This is a genomic window from Burkholderia singularis (assembly GCF_900176645.1).
In the GTDB taxonomy this organism is placed as follows: domain Bacteria; phylum Pseudomonadota; class Gammaproteobacteria; order Burkholderiales; family Burkholderiaceae; genus Burkholderia; species Burkholderia singularis.
The window spans coordinates 13606-32962 of record NZ_FXAN01000085.1; the positions used below are offsets into that span (position 1 = coordinate 13606).

Sequence of the window (19357 nt, forward strand, 5' to 3'; positions counted from 1 at the left end):
GAGGAAACGCATGTCAGATAAACCCGCTCCCACTTCCGTTTCGATCCACGAATTGATCGCAGGCCGCTGGAGCCCGCGCGCGTATTCAAACGAGCCCGTCAGCGCCGAGCATCTGCATGCGGTGCTCGAGGCGGCGCGCTGGGCGCCGTCGGGCTACAACGCGCAGCCGTGGCGCTTCGTCGTGTTCGAGCGCAGCCGGGACGAAGCCGCGTTCAAGCGCGCGTTCGCGACGCTGGTGCCGTTCAATCAGGGCTGGACCGCGCCGGTGCCCGTGCTGATCGCGGTAACCGCCCGCAAGCTGAATACGAAGGGCGAGCCCAACCCCACGGCTGCCTACGATGCGGGCGCGGCGGCGTTGTCGCTCGTGCTTCAGGCGCATGCGCTCGGCCTCGCCGCGCATCAGATGAGCGGTTTCGACACGAAGGCATTTCGCGACGCATTCGAGATTCCGGCCGATATCGAGATTCTCGCGATCATCTCGCTTGGCCACTACGGCGATGCCGACAAGCTCGACCCGGTGCTGCGTGAGCGCGAGCGTGCGCCGCGCACGCGTCATGCGATTGGAGAGATCGTCTACGCCGACGCGTGGCAGAAACCGTTTTCGACGGCGGCGTGACGGGGCGCGGCGGGCGGGCCGCGTGCGCCGTGACGAGGGCCGTGCCCGCTGTGCGTGGGCCGGGCGGCCAGACGGCGCCCGGCTTGGCCGGTGGGCTCGTCAGCCGCAGTGTCGGTGAGGCGGGCGCAGTTCACGCCGGCGCGTGATTGTCCACCGAACAGGTGGATCGCGCCGGTTCTTTGTCACTGATGGCTCGGGGCGTCGATTCGCCGGCTATCGGGGTTGTGACGCGCCGACTGCCGCACTGTCCCGCCTTGATCGGCCCCTTTTATTCACCGTCGCGCGTTCCGGCCAACTGTTCCAAAACCGTTTTCCGCCCAATTCCCCGCCGGCCGGCACCCGATTGTGACGCAGGACCGTTTCGTGATAAAAAGCCGGTCCTCCCTTTTTTGCCCCGCCTGTCGGCGGCCCGCCCGATGACTTATTGCGCGATCGATTTTGGCACGTCCAATTCCGCCGTCGCGTTGCCGCGCGCCGGCACCGCGGGCGGCATGCAGCTTGTGCCCGTCGAAGGCGAGCAATTGACGCTGCCCACCGCGATCTTCTTCAATACCGACGAAGGCGTCCGCGACTACGGCCGCGCGGCGCTCGCGTCTTACATCGACGGCTTCGAAGGCCGCTTGATGCGCTCAATGAAGAGCATCCTCGGCTCGCCGCTCGCCCAAACCACGACCGATCTCGGCGACGGCTCCGCGATCGCCTATACGGACGTGATCGCACTGTTTCTGTTGCATCTGAAGCAAAAGGCGCAAGCCTGCGCGGGTAGCGAGATCGGCCGCGCCGTGCTCGGCCGCCCGGTGTTCTTCGTCGACGACGATCCGCGCGCCGACCGCCTCGCGCAGCAGCAGCTCGAATCGGCCGCGCGGGCGGTGGGGTTCGCGGACGTCGAGTTTCAATACGAGCCGATTGCCGCCGCGTTCGACTACGAATCGCGGCAGCAGTCCGAGCGGCTCGTGCTCGTCGCGGATATCGGCGGCGGCACGTCGGATTTCTCGCTGGTGCGCGTCGGCCCGCAGCGCATGCGCCGGCTCGAGCGCAAGGACGACGTGCTTGCGCACCACGGCGTGCATGTCGCGGGCACCGATTACGACCGGCGCGTCGAACTGTCGGCGATCCTGCCCGAGTTCGGCTACCGCGCGCTCGATCCGGAAGGCCGCGAGCTGCCGAACCGCATTTACTTCGATCTGGCGACCTGGCACCTGATCAATACGGTCTATACGCCGAAGCGCGTGGGCGAACTCAAGCTGATGAAGCATCTGTATACAGACGTGCGTCACTTCGAGCGGCTGTTGCGCGTCGTCGAGCACCGGCTCGGCCATGCGCTTGCCGCGCGCGCGGAGGAGGCGAAGATCGGCGTGTCGACGGGCGGCGAGACGACCATCGATTTGAACGATGTCGACGAAGACCTGCAGATCGCGTTCGACGCCGAGCAGCTCGTCGATGCGAGCCGCGACGAAACCGCGCGCATCGTCGATGCAGCGCGCGAGACGGTGCGGCTTGCGGGCGTGGCGCCGCGCGAGGTCGGCGCGCTGTATTTCACTGGCGGCTCCACGGGGCTGGCGTTTCTGTCGGGCGCGCTCGCGGCGGCATTCCCGGATGCGCAGCCGGTGCACGGCGATCGTCTGGCGAGCGTTGCAACGGGGCTCGGGATTCATGCGCAACGCGTATTTGGCTGAACAATGGCGCGCTGCAAACCGGGGCGCGGGCGCATTGCCGCCGGCGGCGTGCCGGGTATCCGGATTCGGCTCGGCTCGTTCGGCCTGACCTAATCCGGCCCACCAGCGCTCAGTCCGGCTGGGCTTGCCCGTTAGGGCTTCGATGCGGCCAGACGCCAGTCCATTCGCCCCGTTCGGCTCGGCCGGCAGGCGTGCAGCCGGCCGGCAAACCGCACGCCAACAATCAAAAACCCCGCGCAAGGCGGGGTTTCGTGTGCAGCGAAGATCTCGCGCCGGCTTACAGCGGCTTGATGTTCGCGGCTTGCAGGCCCTTCGGGCCGGTCTTCACTTCGAACTCGACCTTCTGGTTTTCCTGCAGCGTCTTGAAGCCGTCGACGCGGATTTCCGAGAAGTGGGCGAACAGATCCTCGCCGCCGCCTTCCGGCGTAATGAAACCAAAACCCTTCGCGTCGTTAAACCATTTGACGGTACCGGTTGCCATAACGTATTCCTAACCTAAATAAAAATGTGAGACAGGGCCGAAGCCCGGGGAGCGCATGAAAATCAAGGAAGGGGTAATGGGACCAGCCGGAGTACCGTTGATGGGCGAACTACGAAAGAACCTATTCACTCGCCGCTTGAAATCCTGCGCATCGTTTATACGACTATTCGATGCCGAGGTCAATCGGAATCGACGACAACTCAGGGTTATTGCTGAGAAGTAGCCCTAAATTAACTTACAAAGCTTGCGAGTGTCATCGTTTTTTTATAGGGGGTGATCGATTTTTGCGGCCAATCTCCAGTGCAACCGTTAAACTACGCGCCGCGCGCGGACGGGTTGCGCCTGATCGGCTGACCCGTTTTCAAGAATGCATGTGCGGCGTTATCCGGCCCGATCGTCGGTGATGCCGACTCTGCTTTTGTGAGACACAGGAGAGGTTGTGAAGAGTTCTATTCAACGGAACATTGGTCCGTTCGCTTTGATGCTGACCGGATTGGGTTCGATCATCGGATCGGGGTGGCTGTTCGGCGCCTGGAAGGCGGCAAAGATCGCCGGACCTGCGGCGATCTGCGCGTGGATCATCGGCGCGGTCGTGATTCTGGCTATTGCACTCACCTACGCGGAACTCGGCGCGATGTTCCCTGAATCGGGCGGCATGGTGCGCTATGCGCGCTATTCGCACGGCTCGCTCGTCGGTTTCATCAGCGCATGGGCGAACTGGATTGCGATCGTCTCGGTGATTCCGATCGAGGCGGAGGCGTCGATCCAATATATGAGCACTTGGCCATACGAATGGGCGCACAGCCTGTTCGTCAACGGCGAGCTGACGACACCCGGATTGTTGCTATCGGCCGTGCTCGTGGTCGTCTATTTCATGCTCAACTACTGGGGCGTGAAGCTCTTCGCGCGTGCGAATTCGGCGATCACGATCTTCAAGTTCCTGATTCCCGGCCTCACGATTCTCGGCCTGCTGCTCACGAGCTTCCACAGCGAGAATCTGGGCATGACCACGAGCGAAAGCTTCGCGCCGTATGGCTGGTCGGCCGTGCTGACCGCGGTGGCGACGAGCGGCATCGTGTTCGCGTTCAACGGCTTCCAGAGCCCCGTCAACCTGGCGGGCGAAGCGCGCAATCCGTCGCGCAGCGTGCCGTTCGCGGTGGTTTCGTCGATCCTGATCGCGCTCGTGATTTACGTGTTGCTGCAGGTCGCGTATATCGGCGCGGTCGATCCGCTCGAGGTGGCCAAGGGCTGGAAGCACTTCAATTTCGCGTCGCCGTTCGCGGAACTCGCGCTCGCGCTGAACCTGAACTGGCTGGCGATCCTGCTGTACATCGACGCGTTCGTGAGCCCGAGCGGCACCGGCACGACCTATATGGCAACGACGACGCGGATGATCTACGCGATGGAGCGCAACAACACGATGCCGAAAATGTTCGGCAGCGTGCATCCGCTGTACGGTGTGCCGCGCAACGCGATGTGGTTCAACCTGCTCGTGTCGTTCATCTTCCTGTTCTTCTTCCGCGGTTGGAGCTCGCTTGCGGCGGTGATCTCGGTGGCGACCGTGATCTCATACCTGACAGGCCCGATCTGCCTGATGGCGCTGCGCCGCGCGGCAACCGACCTCGAACGACCGCTGTCGATTCCCGGCATGGGCTTGATCGCGCCGTTCGCGTTCGTGTGCGCGTCGCTGATCCTGTACTGGGCGAAGTGGCCGCTGACGGGGCAGATCATTCTGCTGATGGTCGTGGCGCTGCCGGTGTACTTCTACTATCAGGGCAAGGCCGGCTGGAGCGGCTGGGGCACCGATCTGAAGGCGGCGTGGTGGCTCGTCGCGTATCTGCCCGCGATGGCCGTGCTGTCGCTGATCGGCAGCAAGGAGTTCGGCGGCCGCGATGTGCTGCCGTATGGCTGGGATATGGTGGTGGTGGCGGTGGTGTCGCTCGGATTTTATTTCTGGGGCGTGCATGCCGGTTATCGCACCCCGTATCTCGACGAGCGTGAGTCGCACGACGAGATTCTCGAAGGGATCGGCGCGTAATCGGCGCGGGCCCGCCGCCGGCGGCCCGCGCAATATGAACAAAGCCCGCCCGGGTCGTACCGGGCGGGCTTTGTTTTTTGCAGTGCCGTTTGGTAGCGCTCGCGCGGCTCGCCCGCGCGTATCAGGCCGGTGGTATCAGGCCGTTGCCGGATCGAACACGTAATTCGTCATCGCGAGCACGCGCTGGTAGGTGCCGAGCGGCTGAATGCGCAGCCGGTAATCGTCGTCGGCCGCGCCGAGCGCCGAGAACACCGGCAGCAGGTGCTCGTCGGTCGGATGCATCAGCAGCGCGTGCGGCGCCTGGCGGCGGTAGTCGACGAGCGCGTCGATGTCGCGCGCGGCGAGCTTTGCGTCGAACCAATCGGTGAATTCGGCAACGCGCGGGTCGGCTTCGCCGGGCGCCGCCGAGAAGTCGGCCGCGCGCAGGTTGTGCGTGATCTGCCCCGAACCGATTACCATCACGCCTTCATCGCGCAGCGGCCGCAGCGCCCGGCCGACGCGGAAGTGGTGCGCGGCGTCGGCGCGCGGCTGGATCGAAAGCTGCGCGACCGGGACGTCGGCGTGCGGAAACATCAGCAGCATCGGCACCCATGCGCCGTGATCGAGCCCGTGCGGCAGCGCCGCCGTTTCGATTCCCGCCTCGGCGAGCAGCGCGGCCGCGCGGGCCGCGATGTCTGGCGCACCGGGCGCGGGGTAGCGGATTTCGTACAGCGCGCGCGGAAAGCCGTGAAAATCGTGGATCGTGTCGGGGCGCTGCGCGGTGCTGACGACCGGTTGCTGCGTCAGCCAGTGCGCGGACAGCATCAGCACCGCGCGGGGCCGAGGCAGGGCCGCGCCCAGTTCGGCAAACGCGCCGGACGGCAGTGCCGGATCGATCGGCAGCGTTGGCGCGCCGTGTGACAGATAAAGCGACGGTAGACGGTTCATGATGATCGGGCTTCGCGCTTGATATCGATAGAGTTCAGACTATAAGAATGCTCATTTCATTGATAAATACGAAAAGTAGATTTTATTGTGTCGTATTTGAATTTAATTGATGCGGCAAGCGGCAAGCAGTCTTGGTCGGCAAGCCGGAAATAGGGGACAGCGCGATCGGCGGTCGAGGCCGCGGCAAAGCGGCGATCGCGGCGGCGCGCCGTGTCAGTTCAATTCGCGCAGCCCTGGCCACGGCGTGGTGTGCGGCGTGCCGAGCGCGAACATGTCGAGCACGCGCGAAACCGTGTGATCGACCATCTCGTCGATCGTCTTGGGCATGGCGTAAAACGCGGGCAGCGGCGGGAAAATGACGCCGCCCATCTCGGTGACGGCCGTCATGTTGCGCAGGTGCGCGAGATTGAACGGCGTTTCGCGCACGAGCAGCACGAGCCGGCGGCGCTCTTTGAGCGTCACGTCGGCGGCGCGGGCGATGAGGTTGTCGGACAGGCCGTGCGCGATGCTCGCGAGCGTTTTCATCGAGCATGGCGCGACGATCATGCCGTCGGTCGCAAACGCGCCCGACGCGATGCTCGCGCCGACGTCGCGCACCGAATGGACGACATCGGCGCGCGCCTGCATATCGTCCTTCGTGAGTTGCAATTCGTGCTGGAGATTGAGCCAGCCGGCGTGCGAGATCAACAGATGCGTCTCGACGCCGCCCGACGCACGCAGCTTGTCGAGCGCGCGCACGCCGTAGATCGCACCGGAGGCGCCGGTGATCGCGACGATCAAGCGCCGCGGCGGCGCCGCCGGGCGGGATTCCATCGACAAAGACGCGGAGAAAGGGCCGGCGCGCTTACGCGGCGGCGAAGAGCTGCTGCAATTCGCCCGACTGGTACATCTCCATCATGATGTCCGAGCCGCCGACGAATTCGCCCTTCACGTAGAGCTGGGGAATCGTCGGCCAGTTCGAGAATTCCTTGATGCCCTGGCGGATCTCTTCGTCCTCGAGCACGTTGACGGTCTTGAACTGATCGACGCCGCACGCCTTCAGCACCTGCACGGCGCGGCCCGAAAAGCCGCACATCGGAAATTGCGCGGTGCCTTTCATGAAGAGCACGACCGGGTTTTCGTCGACGATTTGCTTGATGCGTTGTTGGGTATCCATGGCTGACCTTGCTGTAGCTGGGCGTGAAGGAGAAATGATACTGGATTTCATGGGGGACGGCCGGCGCGGACCGAGGTGGCCGGCGGCGTTCAGCCGGCCATCCGGCCGCCCGTGGCACGCTCGATCGACGCAAGATCGGTGAGCGATGTGACGCCGCGAAAACCCGCAGCGTCGAGGATCGCGCGCACCGCTGCGGCCTGATCGTAGCCGTGCTCGATCCACAGCGTGCCGCCCGGCGCGAGCCGCGCCGGTGCACCGGCGGCAATCGCGCGGATCGCGGCGAGGCCGTCGGCCTCGTCGGTCAACGCGCCGCGCGGCTCGAAGCGCAGATCGCCCTGCGCGAGGTGCGGGTCGTGCCGCGCGATATACGGCGGATTGCTGACGATCACGTGAAAGCGCAGCGCGGGATCGAGCGCCGCGTACCAATCGCTTTCGACGCATCGCAGCGGGCCGCCCGGCCGGGCCGGATCGAGGAGGCGCGCGGCGTTGCGGCGCGCAATGCCGAGCGCGGCGGGCGAGCGTTCGAGCGCCCAGATGCGCGCGTCGGGCCGTTCGGCCGCGATCGATACCGCGATCGCGCCGCTGCCCGTGCCCAGATCGAGCACGCAGGGCTGCGCGATGCCGTCGAGCGCGTCGAGCGCGGTTTCGACGAGCAATTCCGTTTCGGGCCGCGGGATCAGCACGTCGGGTGTGATCTCGAACGTGCGCCCGAAGAATTCGCGCGTGCCGGTGAGCTGCGCGACCGGCTCGCCCGCTGCGCGGCGCGCCTCGAGCGCGCGATAGCGCGCGAGCGCGTGCGCGTCGAGCGGCGCGTCGGCGCGTGTGATGAGTTGCGTTCGGCTCCAGCCGAGCGCGTGCGCGAGCAGGACGCGCGCATCGAGCGCGTCGAGCGGTGACGCGCGCAGCAGTTCGGCGACGGTGGCGGGCGCGGGCTTCATGGCAGGGCGCGGGCGCTCATTCCGCGTCGCCGAGCGATGCGAGCAGTTCGGCCTGATGTTCGCTCACAAGTGCGGCGATCAATTCGTCGAGATCGCCGTCCATGATCTGCTCGAGCTTGTACAGCGTCAGGTTGATCCGGTGATCGGTCATCCGGCCCTGCGGAAAGTTGTACGTGCGGATGCGCTCGGAGCGGTCGCCCGAGCCGATCAGGCTCTTGCGCGTCGCCGCCTCCTTGGCGTGCTGCTCGTGGTACTGCTTGTCCTTGATCCGCGCGGCGAGCACCTTCAGTGCGCGATCCTTGTTCTTGTGCTGCGAGCGGTCGTCCTGGCATTCGACGACGATGCCCGTCGGAATATGCGTGACGCGCACCGCCGAATCGGTCTTGTTGATGTGCTGGCCGCCCGCGCCGGATGCGCGGAACGTGTCGATGCGCAGATCGGCCGGGTTGATCTCCACTTCGCCGATCTCGTCGGCCTCGGGCATCACGGCGACCGTGCATGCGGATGTGTGGATGCGGCCCTGCGTTTCGGTTGCCGGTACGCGTTGCACGCGGTGGCCGCCCGATTCGAACTTCAGCCGCGAGTACGCGCCGTAGCCCGCGATGCGCACGATCACTTCCTTGTAGCCGCCGAGATCCGATGCGCTTTCCGACATCATCTCGACCTGCCAGCGCTGCCGCTCCGCGTAGCGCAGATACATGCGCAGCAGATCGCCCGCGAACAGCGCCGATTCGTCGCCGCCCGTGCCCGCGCGGATTTCGACGAAGATGTTGCGCTCGTCGTTCGGGTCTTTCGGCAGCAGCATCGTTTGCAGTTCGGCCTCGAGGCGGCTCATCCGCTCACGCGCGCCGCGCAGCTCGTCTTCGGCGAAATCGCGCATCGCCGCATCGCCGAGCAGTTCCTGCGCGGCCTGTTCGTCGGCGCGGGCCGTGCGCCACCGCGCATAGTGATCGACGACGGGGCCGATCTCGGCGTGCTCGCGCGTCAGTTTCCGGTACTGGTCGAGATCTGCGGTGACGTTTTCGCGGCTTAGCAGATCGTTCAATTCGGCCAGCCGGGTTGTAAGCTGGTCGAGCTTGCTTTGCATGCTCGTCTTCATGGTGCGGAGCGGGGCTCCCGGAGAGGAATTCGAAAAAGGGAAGAAAGCGCGACGGGTTCGGCGCCGCTAACGGCCCGACGTATCCGTCGAACGCGGCGCGTGCTGGTAGAAGCCGCGCATCAGGTCGATCAGCGAATCGCGCTCGGCGCCGTTCGCGCGATTGAGCGCGCTCGTCGGGCCGTGAATCAGCTTGTTGGTCAGCGCCTGCGACAGCGCATCGAGCACGGCGGCCGGATCGTCGCCGCGCGCGAGCATCTTTTGCGCTTTTTCGACTTCGGCGCGGCGCAACGCGTCGGCCTGGGTGTGCATGTGACGAATCACGGGCACGATGCTGCGCGCGTCGAGCCATTGCATGAAGTTTTGCACGCGGGTCTCGATGATCGCCTCGGCCTGCGCGACGGCCGCTTGCCGCGACGCATTGCCTTCGCGGACGATCGCGCCGAGATCGTCGACCGTATAGAGGAACACGTCCTTCAGCTTGCCGACTTCCGGCTCGATGTCGCGCGGCACCGCGAGGTCGACCATGAAGATCGGCCGGTGGCGGCGCGCCTTCACCGCGCGCTCGACGGCGCCCAGGCCGATGATCGGCAGCGTCGATGCGGTGCACGACACGATGATGTCGAATTCGTGCATCCGCGCGGGCAGCTCGGCCAGCGGTATCGAGCGGCCGCTGAAGCGCTCGGCGAGCTTCGCGCCGCGCTGCGCCGTGCGGTTCGCGACGACGAGTTCGCGCGGGCTCTGCGCGGCGAAGTGGGTCGCGCACAGCTCGATCATTTCGCCCGCGCCGATGAACAGCACGCGCTGATTCGACACTTTTTCGAAGATCCGCTGCGCGAGCCGCACCGCGGCGGCGGCCATCGAAACCGATTGCGCGCCGATCTCGGTCGTGCCGCGCACTTCCTTCGCGACGGCGAACGTGCGCTGAAAGAGCTGGTTCAGATAGGTGCCGAGCGCGCCGGCTTCGGACGCGGTGCGCACGGCGTCCTTCATCTGGCCAAGGATCTGCGTTTCGCCGAGCACCATCGAATCGAGCCCCGACGCGACGCGAAAGGCGTGACGCACCGCTTCGGATTGCGGCAGCGCGTAGACGTGCGGCGCGAGTTCGTCGGCGGCAATGCGGTGATAGTCGGACAGCCAGCGGATCGCGGCGTCGCGCGCCGTGCGCTCGTCGGTTGCGCAGTACAGCTCGGTGCGATTGCAGGTCGACAGGATCGCGGCCTCCGGCCCATGCGGTGCCTGACGGCTCGGAAAGACGCTCTTGAACGTCGCGAGCGCCGGCTTGAGCTGCTCGAGCGGAAACGCCACGCGTTCGCGCAGGGCGACAGGCGCAGTGTGGTGGTTGATTCCGATCGTGAGGAGCTGCATGGCAAGGGGCTATCGTTTAGGCCCATATTATAGCGTTTTGACGACGAGCGATCGTCGGCGCGTGCCGCGCCAGCGGTATTAGGCGGCGCGGCGCACGCAGGGCCGGGCGGTGCGTGCCGCAACTTGGGGCCGTTGCGACGTCATGACGCGCTTTTTTTGATAGGGTGAGAAGCAGCCCCAAAACAGTGCGAAAATGTCAGTCGCGAAACGGAAACATTGTTCAGTGCCGACGGAACGATCCCGGTCGCAAAAAAGAGGCATTGGATGAACTGGTTTGGAGTCGTGGTGCTGGGTTGCGCCGTCGGCTTGCTTGGCTGGGCGTTGCATCCGCTGCGCCGCCTGAGCTGTGCGCCGCTGTGGGCGGCCGTCGCGGCCGGCGTGCTCGGTGCGGCCGCCGCGCGCATGGTGGGCAATGTCGCCGGATTCTTTTATGACGGCGGGACGCTCGAATGGCCCGTTTGCGCCGTCGTCGCGTTCGTTGCCGTTACTTTGACGGTGGGCTTGTCGGCCCGCCGCTGAATGTTTGCAGGTGAAAAAAATCATGAATGCCCGAGTCCCCAACTCGTCGACCGTGCCGGCGCGCCTTGCCGCATTGCGCGACGCGATGGCGCGCGAGAATCTGGCCGCCTATCTGGTGCCGTCCGCCGATCCCCATCTGTCCGAATATCTGCCCGAGCGCTGGCAGGCGCGCCAATGGCTGTCCGGCTTCACCGGCTCGGTCGGCACGCTCGTCGTGACCGCCGATTTCGCTGGCCTGTGGGTCGATAGCCGTTATTGGGTGCAGGCCGATGCGCAGCTCGCGGGCAGCGGCGTGCAGTTGATGAAAATGACGGGCGGTCAGCAGACCCAGCCGTATGTCGAATGGCTCGCGACGCATGTCGAAGCGGGCGGCACGGTCGGTGTCGACGGGGCCGTGCTCGGCGTGGCGGCCGCGCGCGCGCTCGACGCGGCGCTGACGCCGCGCGGCATCGCGCTGCGCGCCGACGTCGATCTGATCGACACGATCTGGCCGCGGCGTCCGTCGCTGCCTGTCGCGGCGGTTTTCGAGCACGCCGCGCCGCACGCGGATGCGTCGCGTGCGGGCAAGCTCGCGCAGGTGCGCCGCGCGATGCACGAGCAGCGCGCGCAGTGGCATTTCGTGTCGGCGCTCGACGATCTCGCTTGGCTCTTCAATCTGCGCGGCACCGATGTCAACTACAACCCGGTGTTCGTCGCGCATGCGCTCGTCGGCCTCGAGCGCGCGACGCTCTTCGTCGCCGACGGCAAGGTGTCCGCGGAGCTTGCGGCGTCGCTCGCGCAAGACGGCGTCGACGTGCAGCCGTATGCCGCCGCGGCCGCCGCGCTCGCGGCGCTGCCGGCCGGCTCGGCGCTCCTGATCGATCCGCGCCGCGTCACGCATGGTCTGTTGCAGGCTGTGCCGAGCGAAGTGCGGGTGATCGAGGCGGTGAATCCGTCGACGTTCGCGAAATCGCGCAAGACGCCGGCCGAAATCGAACACGTGCGCGCGACGATGGTGCAGGACGGCGCGGCGCTTGCGGAATTCTTCGCGTGGTTCGAAGGCGCGCTCGGCCGCGAGACGATTACCGAGCTGACGATCGACGAGCGGCTGACGGCCGCGCGCGCGCGGCGGCCCGGCTACGTGTCGCCGAGCTTCGCGACGATCGCGGGCTTCAACGGCAACGGCGCGATGCCGCATTATCGGGCCACGCGCGGCGCGCACGCGACAATCAACGGCGACGGCCTGTTGCTGATCGATTCGGGCGGCCAGTATCTGAGCGGCACGACCGACGTCACGCGGGTCGTGCCCGTCGGCGCGATCGGCGACGCTCATCGGCGCGATTTCACGATCGTGTTGAAGGCGATGATGGCGCTGTCGCGCGCGCGCTTTCCGCGCGGCATCCGCTCGCCGATGCTCGACGCGATCGCGCGCGCGCCGATGTGGGCGGCCGGGCTCGATTACGGGCACGGCACCGGGCATGGCGTCGGCTATTTCCTGAACGTCCACGAAGGGCCGCAGGTGATTTCGCATTATGCGAGCGCGGAGCCCTACACGGCGATGGAAGAGGGGATGATCACGTCGATCGAGCCGGGCGTGTACCGGCCCGGCCAGTGGGGCGTGCGCATCGAGAATCTGGTCGTCAACCGCGCGGCCGGGCAAACCGAATTCGGCGATTTTCTCGAATTCGAGACGCTGACGCTGTGCCCGATCGACACGCGCTGCGTGCTGCCGGCGTTGATGACGGACGACGAGCGCGCGTGGCTCAACGCGTATCACGCAACGGTGCGCGAGCGGATCGCGCCGCATGTGTCGGGCGATGCGAAGGCCTGGCTCGACGCGCGCACGCAGCCGATCTGAGCGGCGGCGCGCGGCGTGGCGGCGCTGGGCTTGCCGGCGCATGCCGGGGCCGCGCTTTTCCATAACGGCGGGTTCAACGGCGAGAGCAATAGATGAAGGGCGCGGCAGTCCTGGTGATCGACATGCAGCGCGGTTTGCTGCAAGGGGCGCGGCCGGCGCACGCGCTTGGCGAAATCGTCGCCGGCATCAACCGGCTGACGGCCGCCGCGCGCGCGGCGCATGCGCCGGTGTGTTTCGTTCAGCATGACGGCGAGCCGGATGACGGCGACGACATCGCGCCCGGCACGCCGGGCTGGGAACTGCATGCGGATCTCGTGCGCGCGCCCGCCGACTGGTCGATCCGCAAGCGCGTGAGCGACGCATTCCAGGACACGCCGCTGGCGGCCGGGCTCGATCGCCATGGCATCTCGCACGTGATCCTGTGCGGCTACGCGACACAGTTCTGCGTCGATGCGACCGCCCGCCGGGCCGCACTGATCGGCTATCGGACCACGGTCGTCGCCGATCTGCACACGACGTGCGACTGGCCGCATCTGAGCGCCGCGCAAATTATCACGCATCACAATCTCACCTGGAAAAACTGCACGTACTCGGGCAACGGCGTCGTGCCGCGTCCGCTCGACGACGTGCTCGCGATGGAGTTCGCATGAGCGTCAGGGCAGTGGTATTCGATTTCGGCGGCGTGTTGATCGATTGGAATCCGGAGTATCTGTACCGCAAGCTGATTCCCGACGACGCCGAGCGCCGCTGGTTTCTCACGCACGTTTGCCCGATGGATTGGGTGATCAAGCAGGACGGCGGGCAGACGATCGACGAAGGCACGGCCGAGCGCATCGCGCAGTTTCCCGAGCACGAGGCGATGATCCGCGCGTTCTACGCACGCTGGCACGAAATGATCGGCGGGGTGCTCGACGGCGGCGCGGCGCTCGTCGAGCAGCTCGACGCGCATCGCGTGCCGCTGTTCGGGCTCACCAACTGGTCGGCGCAGACGTTTCCATATGCATGGGAGCGTTTTGCGGTATTGCGCCGCTTCAAGGAGATCGTCGTGTCGGGGCGGGTGAAGCTCGTGAAGCCCGATCCGGCGATCTATCGGGAAATGCACGCGCGGATCGAGCCGCATTTGCCCGGCATCGCCGCGGATGAAATCGTGTTCATCGACGACAACGCAAAGAACGCTGCGGCCGCGACGGCGCTCGGCTGGCATGGCATCCACCATACGAGCGCGAAGGCGACCGAGGCGCGGCTGCGCGAGTTGGGCGTGTTCGATTGACGGCGCGGCGGCGATGGCCATGAAAAAAGCGGGCAATTCCGGTTGCCCGCTTTTTTTGTGCCGCCCATCGCATGCTTTGCGCCGCGATATGTCGCAGATAACGCGTATGCCGCCGGCGTGGCCCGCGCTGCGCGCGACGGCCTTGGCGAGCCCGGCGGCCGACTGCGCCGATCGGCGGCGCAGCCGCGCGAGCGCTGAACATCGAACGCGGAGCGCCGAAGGTTCGACGTTCCACGCCGAGCGCCGGACCTCGGGCGCCGCGTGCGGACGCCGTTTTACCGGCTGATCGGCTTGTAGCGGATCCGTTTCGGCTTCGCCGCTTCTTCGCCCAGACGCGCGCGTTTATCCGCTTCGTATTCCTGGTAGTTGCCGTCGAAGAAGACAACCTGCGAGTCTCCTTCGAACGCGAGGATGTGCGTGGCGATCCGGTCGAGGAACCAGCGGTCGTGCGAGATCACCATCACCGAGCCGGCGAATTCGAGCAGCGCGTCTTCGAGCGCGCGCAGCGTCTCGACGTCGAGGTCGTTCGACGGTTCGTCGAGCAGCAGCACGTTGCCGCCCGCGATCAGCGTTTTCGCCAGATGCAGCCGGCCGCGTTCGCCGCCCGACAGGTTGCCGACGATTTTCTGCTGATCGCCGCCCTTGAAATTGAAGCGGCCGATGTACGCGCGCGACGGCGTTTCGTACTTGCCGACCGTCAGCACGTCCGCGCCGCCCGAGATTTCGTCGAACACGGTTTTCGAGCCGTCGAGCGCGTCGCGGCTCTGATCGACGTAAGCGAGCTTCACGGTCGGGCCCATCACGATCTCGCCCGAATCCGGCTGCTCGTTGCCGGTGATCATCCGGAACAGCGTCGATTTGCCGGCGCCGTTCGGGCCGATGATGCCGACGATCGCGCCGGCCGGAATCTTGAAGCTCAGATTGTCGATCAGCAGGCGCTCGCCATAAGACTTGCTGACGTTCTTGAACTCGATCACTTCATTGCCGAGGCGCTCGCCGACCGGAATGAAGATTTCCTGCGTCTCGTTGCGCTTCTGGTATTCCTGGCTGCTCAGTTCCTCGAAGCGCGCGATACGCGCCTTCGACTTCGCCTGGCGGCCCTTCGGGTTCTGGCGCACCCACTCCAGTTCCTTCTTGATCGCCTTCTGGCGTGCGGATTCGGCGGCCTCCTCCTGTTTCAGGCGCGCTTCCTTCTGGTCGAGCCAGCTGCTGTAGTTGCCTTTCCACGGAATGCCGTGGCCGCGGTCGAGTTCGAGAATCCACTCGGCTGCGTTGTCGAGGAAGTAGCGATCGTGCGTGACCGCGACGACCGTGCCGGGGAAGCGCACGAGGAACTGTTCGAGCCAGTCGACCGATTCGGCGTCGAGGTGGTTGGTCGGCTCGTCGAGCAGCAGCATGTCGGGCTTTTCGAGCAGCAGCTTGCATAGCGCGACGCGGCGTTTCTCGCCGCCCGACAGATGCTCGATCTTCGCATCCCATGGCGGCAGGCGCAGCGCGTCGGCCGCGACTTCGAGCTGCTGCTCGGGGCTGCCGCCGTCGCTCGCGGCAAGGATGGCCTCGTACTTCGCCTGCTCGGCGGCGAGCGCGTCGAAATCGGCGTCCGGCTCCGCATAGGCGGCGTAGATTTCATCGAGCTTCTTTTGCGCCTGGAAAATATCGCCGAGACCTTCCTCGACGGCTTCGCGCACCGTTTTCTGCGCATCGAGTTGCGGCTCCTGCGGCAGATAGCCGATGTTCAGGTTCGGCATCGGCGTTGCTTCGCCTTCGATGTCCTTGTCGACGCCCGCCATGATGCGGATCAGCGTCGATTTGCCCGAGCCGTTCAGCCCGAGCACGCCGATCTTCGCGCCGGGGAAGAACGACAGCGAAATGTCTTTCAGGATCTGGCGCTTGGGCGGCACGATTTTGCCGACCCGGTTCATCGTGAAAACGTATTGGGCCATGTGTGTCAGTGAGAGAGTCAAAATGGGCGCCGCGTAGGTCCGGCACGCGGGGCGCGGTGACGTGGCGCGCGATTCGGCTGGTCTGGTCGCAGGCCGGCGCGGCGATGGCGGGCGGCTTGCCGCGCGAAAGCGGCGCGAACCGTCATTGTACTGCGTCGGCCGGCGGCGCAAGCGGGGCGGCGCGAGGCGGTTGCGACGCGCGGCGGGGAACTTGAAAAGCGCGGTGGCGCGCGTTAGCGTGTTTCGCATTCGCATATCGCGACGCAATCGGCGCGCGGATCGGCTGGCGCAATGACTGACGACGAACTCAGGCAGGCCGCGCTGGCGCTAGCTGCCGCGGCATCAAAGCCACGCGTCGACGCCGCCGTGCCCCGAGCATGTGCCGCGTCGGTGGCGGCTGAAACTGTACGCGCCGTCCCGGCAGCGGGCCGTTGCCCCTTCGGGGATACGGTTCGATTTCGAATGCGCGGGCGCGTGGATGGTGTCGCCGTCGCGATTGCGGTAGCTGCGGTGATTGTCGAGTTCGCTTTCGTCGGCATGGCGGGAGGTTGACGACGAATACGCATGCGCGCCGGGTGCGCCAAGCGGCAATGTCGCCGCGACGAAGCTGAGCGCGAGCACGTGCGGCGCGACGGCGCGCCACGCGCGGGTGACGGATGGTCGATTGGACATGGTCTCTCTCGTTCGATGATGAGTCGAATGCTTGGTTGGTTGTATCCAGGCTGGCGCGGCGCGCCGGCCGCAGCGGATCATAACCGGCGCTGCCGCGCGGGCGCGCCGGCGTGCCGATTTCGGACGTTCGCCTTGGCGCGGACCGGTGCCGCCGGCCAACGCACGGGCGCGGCGGCTGCCGAAATGGCTCTATTAAAAAAACTCGATTGGCTCTAATTGATCGGACCACTGGCTGCGTAAACTGCACCGCGCTACCCCGATAGGCAGCCGAACGCATAGGCGTGCCGGTATCGGCGCCCAAAGCATCCGTTTTTGGAGGAGACATGAAAGCAAATAGCGGCACGGGCCTCGGCACCGGCTTGAAGCAGCGCCACGTGACGATGTTGTCGATCGCGGGCGTGATCGGCGCGGGGCTGTTCGTCGGCTCCGGCCATGCGATCGCGGAGGCCGGGCCCGCTGCGCTGATCGCGTATGCGATCGCGGGGCTGCTCGTCGTGCTCGTGATGCGCATGCTTGGCGAAATGGCGGTCGCGCAGCCCGACAGCGGCTCGTTCTCGACCTACGCAGACCGCGCGATCGGCCATTGGGCGGGCTTCACGATCGGCTGGCTCTACTGGTGGTTCTGGGTGCTGGTGATTCCGATCGAGGCGACGGCCGCCGCGACGATCCTCAATGCGTGGTTCCCCGGCGTCGCGACGTGGGTGTTCGCGCTCGGCATCACGTCGGTGCTCACGCTGACCAATCTGTTTTCGGTCAAGCACTACGGCGAATTCGAATTCTGGTTCGCGCTCATCAAGGTGGTGGCGATCGTCGTGTTCCTCGTGATCGGCGGCGCGGCGATCGTCGGCGTGCTGCCGGGCTCGAACGTGTCCGGCGCGGCGCGGCTCTTCAACGCGGGCGGCTTCATGCCGAACGGAATCGGCACGGTGCTCGCCGCGATGCTGACGACGATGTTCTCGTTCCTCGGCACGGAGATCGTCACGATCGCCGCGGCCGAATCCGAGCACCCCGAGCGCCAGATCGTCCGTGCGACGAACTCGGTGATCTGGCGGATCTCGCTCTTTTATCTGGGCTCGATTTTCGTCGTCGCGGCGCTCGTGCCGTGGAACGACCCACTGTTGCCCGCGCACGGCTCGTATCAGCGCGCGATGGAGCTGATCGGCGTGCCGCACGCGAAGGGGATCATCGACGTGATCGTGCTGGTGTCGGTGGCAAGTTGCCTGAATTCGGCGCTCTATACCGCGTCGCGGATGATCTTTTCGCTGTCCACGCGCGGCGACGCGCCCGCGTCGCTGAGCCGCACCGATACGACGGGCACGCCGCGCGCGGCCGTGCTCGCGTCGACCGCATTCGGCTTTCTGACGGTGATTGCGAACTACGCGATGCCCGAGCAGGTGTTCAGCTTTCTGCTCGCGACGTCAGGCGCGATCGCGCTGCTCGTTTATCTGGTGATCGCGGTGTCGCAATTGCGGATGCGTGCGGTGCTCGATGCGAACGGCGTTCGTCCGCCGCTGCGGATGTGGTGCTTTCCGTGGCTGACGTGGGCGGTGATCTTGTTCATCTGCGGTGTGCTCGTGACGATGCTGCTGCGTGAGGACCACCGGATGGAGGTGACGGCGACCGCGGTGCTGGCGGCGATCGTGGTTGCCGCGTCGCGGCTCGGCCGGCGCGCGGGCGGCGGTGCAGCACCCGCGCGGCGGGCACCGGTGCGCGTGCGCTGATCGGCGCGCGGCGGCGCGCCCGTCAGGCCGCCGGGCTGATCCGATACTGCGTGACTTGCCGGTATGTCGCGCCGGGCATCAGCACGACTTCGTCACATCGATTGCGCATGTTGATCTGATTCGGAAACGCGCCGGCCTCGAGGCACAGCGCCGCGTGCCGCACGCATCGCGCGCCGTTTCGCACGCGCAGCCCTTCCAGATGATTGCCCGTATAGCATTGCAGCCCGCGCTGATCGGTCGAGACGCTCAGCTCCCGGCCGCTGCCCGGATCGTAGACGCGTGCGACGCGCCGCAACCGGCGCGCGTCGCCGTCGCGCAGCACGTAGCAGTGATCGAAACCGCCCGCGCGCGCGAGTTGCGCGTGCGGCCAGTCGAGCCGGGCGCCGAGCGGCGCGCCGTGCCGGAAGTCGAACGCGGTGCCGCTCACGTCGGCTTCGCGCAGCGGGATCAACGCGTCGTCGACTTCGAGGAACGCGTCGGCGTCGATCGTCAGCATATGGCCGCGCACGTCGGCCGCAGGCTGGCCGGTCAGGTTGAAGTACGCGTGGTTGGTCAGGTTGAGCGGCGTGGGCGCGTCGGTGATGCCTTCGTATTCGATCGTCAGCGTATCGTCTTCGTCGAGCGAGTAGCGCACCTGCACGCTCACGTTGCCCGGAAAACCCGCGTCGCCTTCCGGGGAATCGAGCCGCAGCACGAGCGCGCCGTTTTCGTCGCGCGCGTTCCAGAGCGCTCGATGAAAGCCGCTTGCGCCGCCGTGCAGCAGGTTGTCGCGCTCGTTGCGATCGAGCGTGTAATCGATGCCGCCGAGCGTGAAGCGCCCGCCCGCGATCCGGTTCGCCCAGCGGCCGATGGTCGCGCCCAGGTAGGCGGGCGACGCGAGGTAATCGGCGGGCGTATCGTGCGCGAGCACGACTTCGGCCAGACGTCCCGCGCGGTCGGGCGCGAGCCACGATACGATCGTCGCGCCGAGATCGCTGATGGCGATCTTCGTGCCGCGCGCGTTGCGCAGCGTGAAGCGCTGCACCGGGTCGCCGCCCGGCAGCGTGCCCCACGGCTCGCACGAGAGGCGGGCGGCGCTGAGCGTCGGGCGGAGGGGGCC

General features: G+C 66.3%; 18 protein-coding genes. 8 read left to right on the forward strand and 10 right to left on the reverse strand.

Translation table 11 applies throughout. The annotated features are described in order from the left end of the window. Nucleotides 1-10 precede the first annotated feature (10 nt). Nucleotides 11-616, forward strand: a complete 606-nt coding sequence (locus tag BSIN_RS18950; protein WP_059520635.1) for a nitroreductase family protein — start codon at nt 11-13, stop codon at nt 614-616. Between the two features lie 416 nt (nt 617-1032). Beyond that, on the forward strand, nt 1033-2292 hold the full coding sequence (locus BSIN_RS18955; protein WP_089341595.1) for an Hsp70 family protein: 1260 nt from the start codon (nt 1033-1035) through the stop codon (nt 2290-2292). A 277-nt stretch (nt 2293-2569) separates the two neighbouring features. Here BSIN_RS18955 and BSIN_RS18960 read toward each other — a convergent pair whose 3' ends face one another. Beyond that, nucleotides 2570-2773 carry a cold-shock protein gene (locus tag BSIN_RS18960; protein WP_004196837.1) on the reverse strand — a complete coding sequence of 68 codons (204 nt, stop codon included), beginning with the start codon at nt 2771-2773 and terminating at the stop codon, nt 2570-2572. A gap of 439 nt (nt 2774-3212) precedes the next feature. Here BSIN_RS18960 and BSIN_RS18965 point away from each other — a divergent pair, with 439 nt between their 5' ends. Further along, nucleotides 3213-4811, forward strand: coding sequence for an APC family permease (locus BSIN_RS18965; protein ID WP_089341596.1), 1599 nt, complete (start codon nt 3213-3215; stop codon nt 4809-4811). A gap of 135 nt (nt 4812-4946) precedes the next feature. Here BSIN_RS18965 and BSIN_RS18970 read toward each other — a convergent pair whose 3' ends face one another. The 6 genes from BSIN_RS18970 to hemA form a co-directional block, all read right to left on the reverse strand. Further along, nucleotides 4947-5738 carry a dioxygenase family protein gene (locus BSIN_RS18970; protein WP_059520638.1) on the reverse strand — a complete coding sequence of 264 codons (792 nt, stop codon included), beginning with the start codon at nt 5736-5738 and terminating at the stop codon, nt 4947-4949. Between the two features lie 213 nt (nt 5739-5951). Then, nucleotides 5952-6551, reverse strand: a complete 600-nt coding sequence (locus BSIN_RS18975) for a UbiX family flavin prenyltransferase (protein ID WP_089341597.1) — start codon at nt 6549-6551, stop codon at nt 5952-5954. 31 nt (nt 6552-6582) lie between these two features. Beyond that, nucleotides 6583-6894, reverse strand: coding sequence for a Grx4 family monothiol glutaredoxin (gene grxD / locus BSIN_RS18980; protein WP_059520640.1), 312 nt, complete (start codon nt 6892-6894; stop codon nt 6583-6585). A gap of 89 nt (nt 6895-6983) precedes the next feature. Further along, a complete protein-coding gene (gene prmC, locus BSIN_RS18985) occupies nt 6984-7832 on the reverse strand; it encodes a peptide chain release factor N(5)-glutamine methyltransferase (RefSeq protein ID WP_089341598.1) in 849 nt (282 codons plus the stop codon). A 16-nt stretch (nt 7833-7848) separates the two neighbouring features. Then, nucleotides 7849-8931, reverse strand: coding sequence for a peptide chain release factor 1 (prfA, locus tag BSIN_RS18990; RefSeq protein ID WP_059520642.1), 1083 nt, complete (start codon nt 8929-8931; stop codon nt 7849-7851). A 66-nt stretch (nt 8932-8997) separates the two neighbouring features. After that, nucleotides 8998-10296, reverse strand: coding sequence for a glutamyl-tRNA reductase (hemA, locus tag BSIN_RS18995; protein WP_089341599.1), 1299 nt, complete (start codon nt 10294-10296; stop codon nt 8998-9000). 264 nt (nt 10297-10560) lie between these two features. On the opposite strand from hemA, the gene BSIN_RS19000 reads away from it, so the two are divergent. The 4 genes from BSIN_RS19000 (at nt 10561) to BSIN_RS19015 (ending at nt 13922) form a co-directional block, all read left to right on the forward strand. Then, nucleotides 10561-10815 (forward strand): hypothetical protein, encoded by a 255-nt coding sequence (locus BSIN_RS19000; protein WP_089341600.1) that lies wholly within the window; start codon nt 10561-10563, stop codon nt 10813-10815. Nucleotides 10816-10837: 22 nt separating this feature from the next. Then, nucleotides 10838-12652, forward strand: a complete 1815-nt coding sequence (locus BSIN_RS19005; protein ID WP_059520691.1) for an aminopeptidase P family protein — start codon at nt 10838-10840, stop codon at nt 12650-12652. 92 nt (nt 12653-12744) lie between these two features. Next, the gene (locus BSIN_RS19010) at nt 12745-13302 is read left to right on the forward strand and encodes an isochorismatase family protein (protein ID WP_089341601.1); all 558 of its coding nucleotides are present in this window, start codon (nt 12745-12747) and stop codon (nt 13300-13302) included. Further along, nucleotides 13299-13922: an HAD-IA family hydrolase gene (locus BSIN_RS19015; protein ID WP_089341602.1), complete on the forward strand. Its 624-nt coding sequence runs from the start codon at nt 13299-13301 to the stop codon at nt 13920-13922. Before BSIN_RS19010 ends, BSIN_RS19015 begins: the two co-directional genes overlap by 4 nt. Before the next feature lie 275 nt (nt 13923-14197). On the opposite strand, the gene ettA is transcribed toward BSIN_RS19015, so the two are convergent. Together ettA and BSIN_RS19030 are read right to left on the reverse strand one after the other, a co-directional pair. Further along, entirely contained in the window at nt 14198-15865 is a 1668-nt protein-coding gene (ettA, locus tag BSIN_RS19025; RefSeq protein WP_059520648.1) for an energy-dependent translational throttle protein EttA, read from the reverse strand. Between the two features lie 342 nt (nt 15866-16207). Next, on the reverse strand, nt 16208-16537 hold the full coding sequence (locus BSIN_RS19030; RefSeq protein ID WP_059520650.1) for a DUF3761 domain-containing protein: 330 nt from the start codon (nt 16535-16537) through the stop codon (nt 16208-16210). A 323-nt stretch (nt 16538-16860) separates the two neighbouring features. Between BSIN_RS19030 and gabP the strand changes: the two genes are divergently transcribed. Then, nucleotides 16861-18258, forward strand: a complete 1398-nt coding sequence (gene gabP, locus BSIN_RS19040) for a GABA permease (protein ID WP_089341605.1) — start codon at nt 16861-16863, stop codon at nt 18256-18258. Between the two features lie 22 nt (nt 18259-18280). On the opposite strand, the gene BSIN_RS19045 is transcribed toward gabP, so the two are convergent. Next, the coding region (locus BSIN_RS19045) for an aldose epimerase family protein (RefSeq protein ID WP_256583882.1) at nt 18281-19357 on the reverse strand (1077 nt) is incomplete at its 5' end.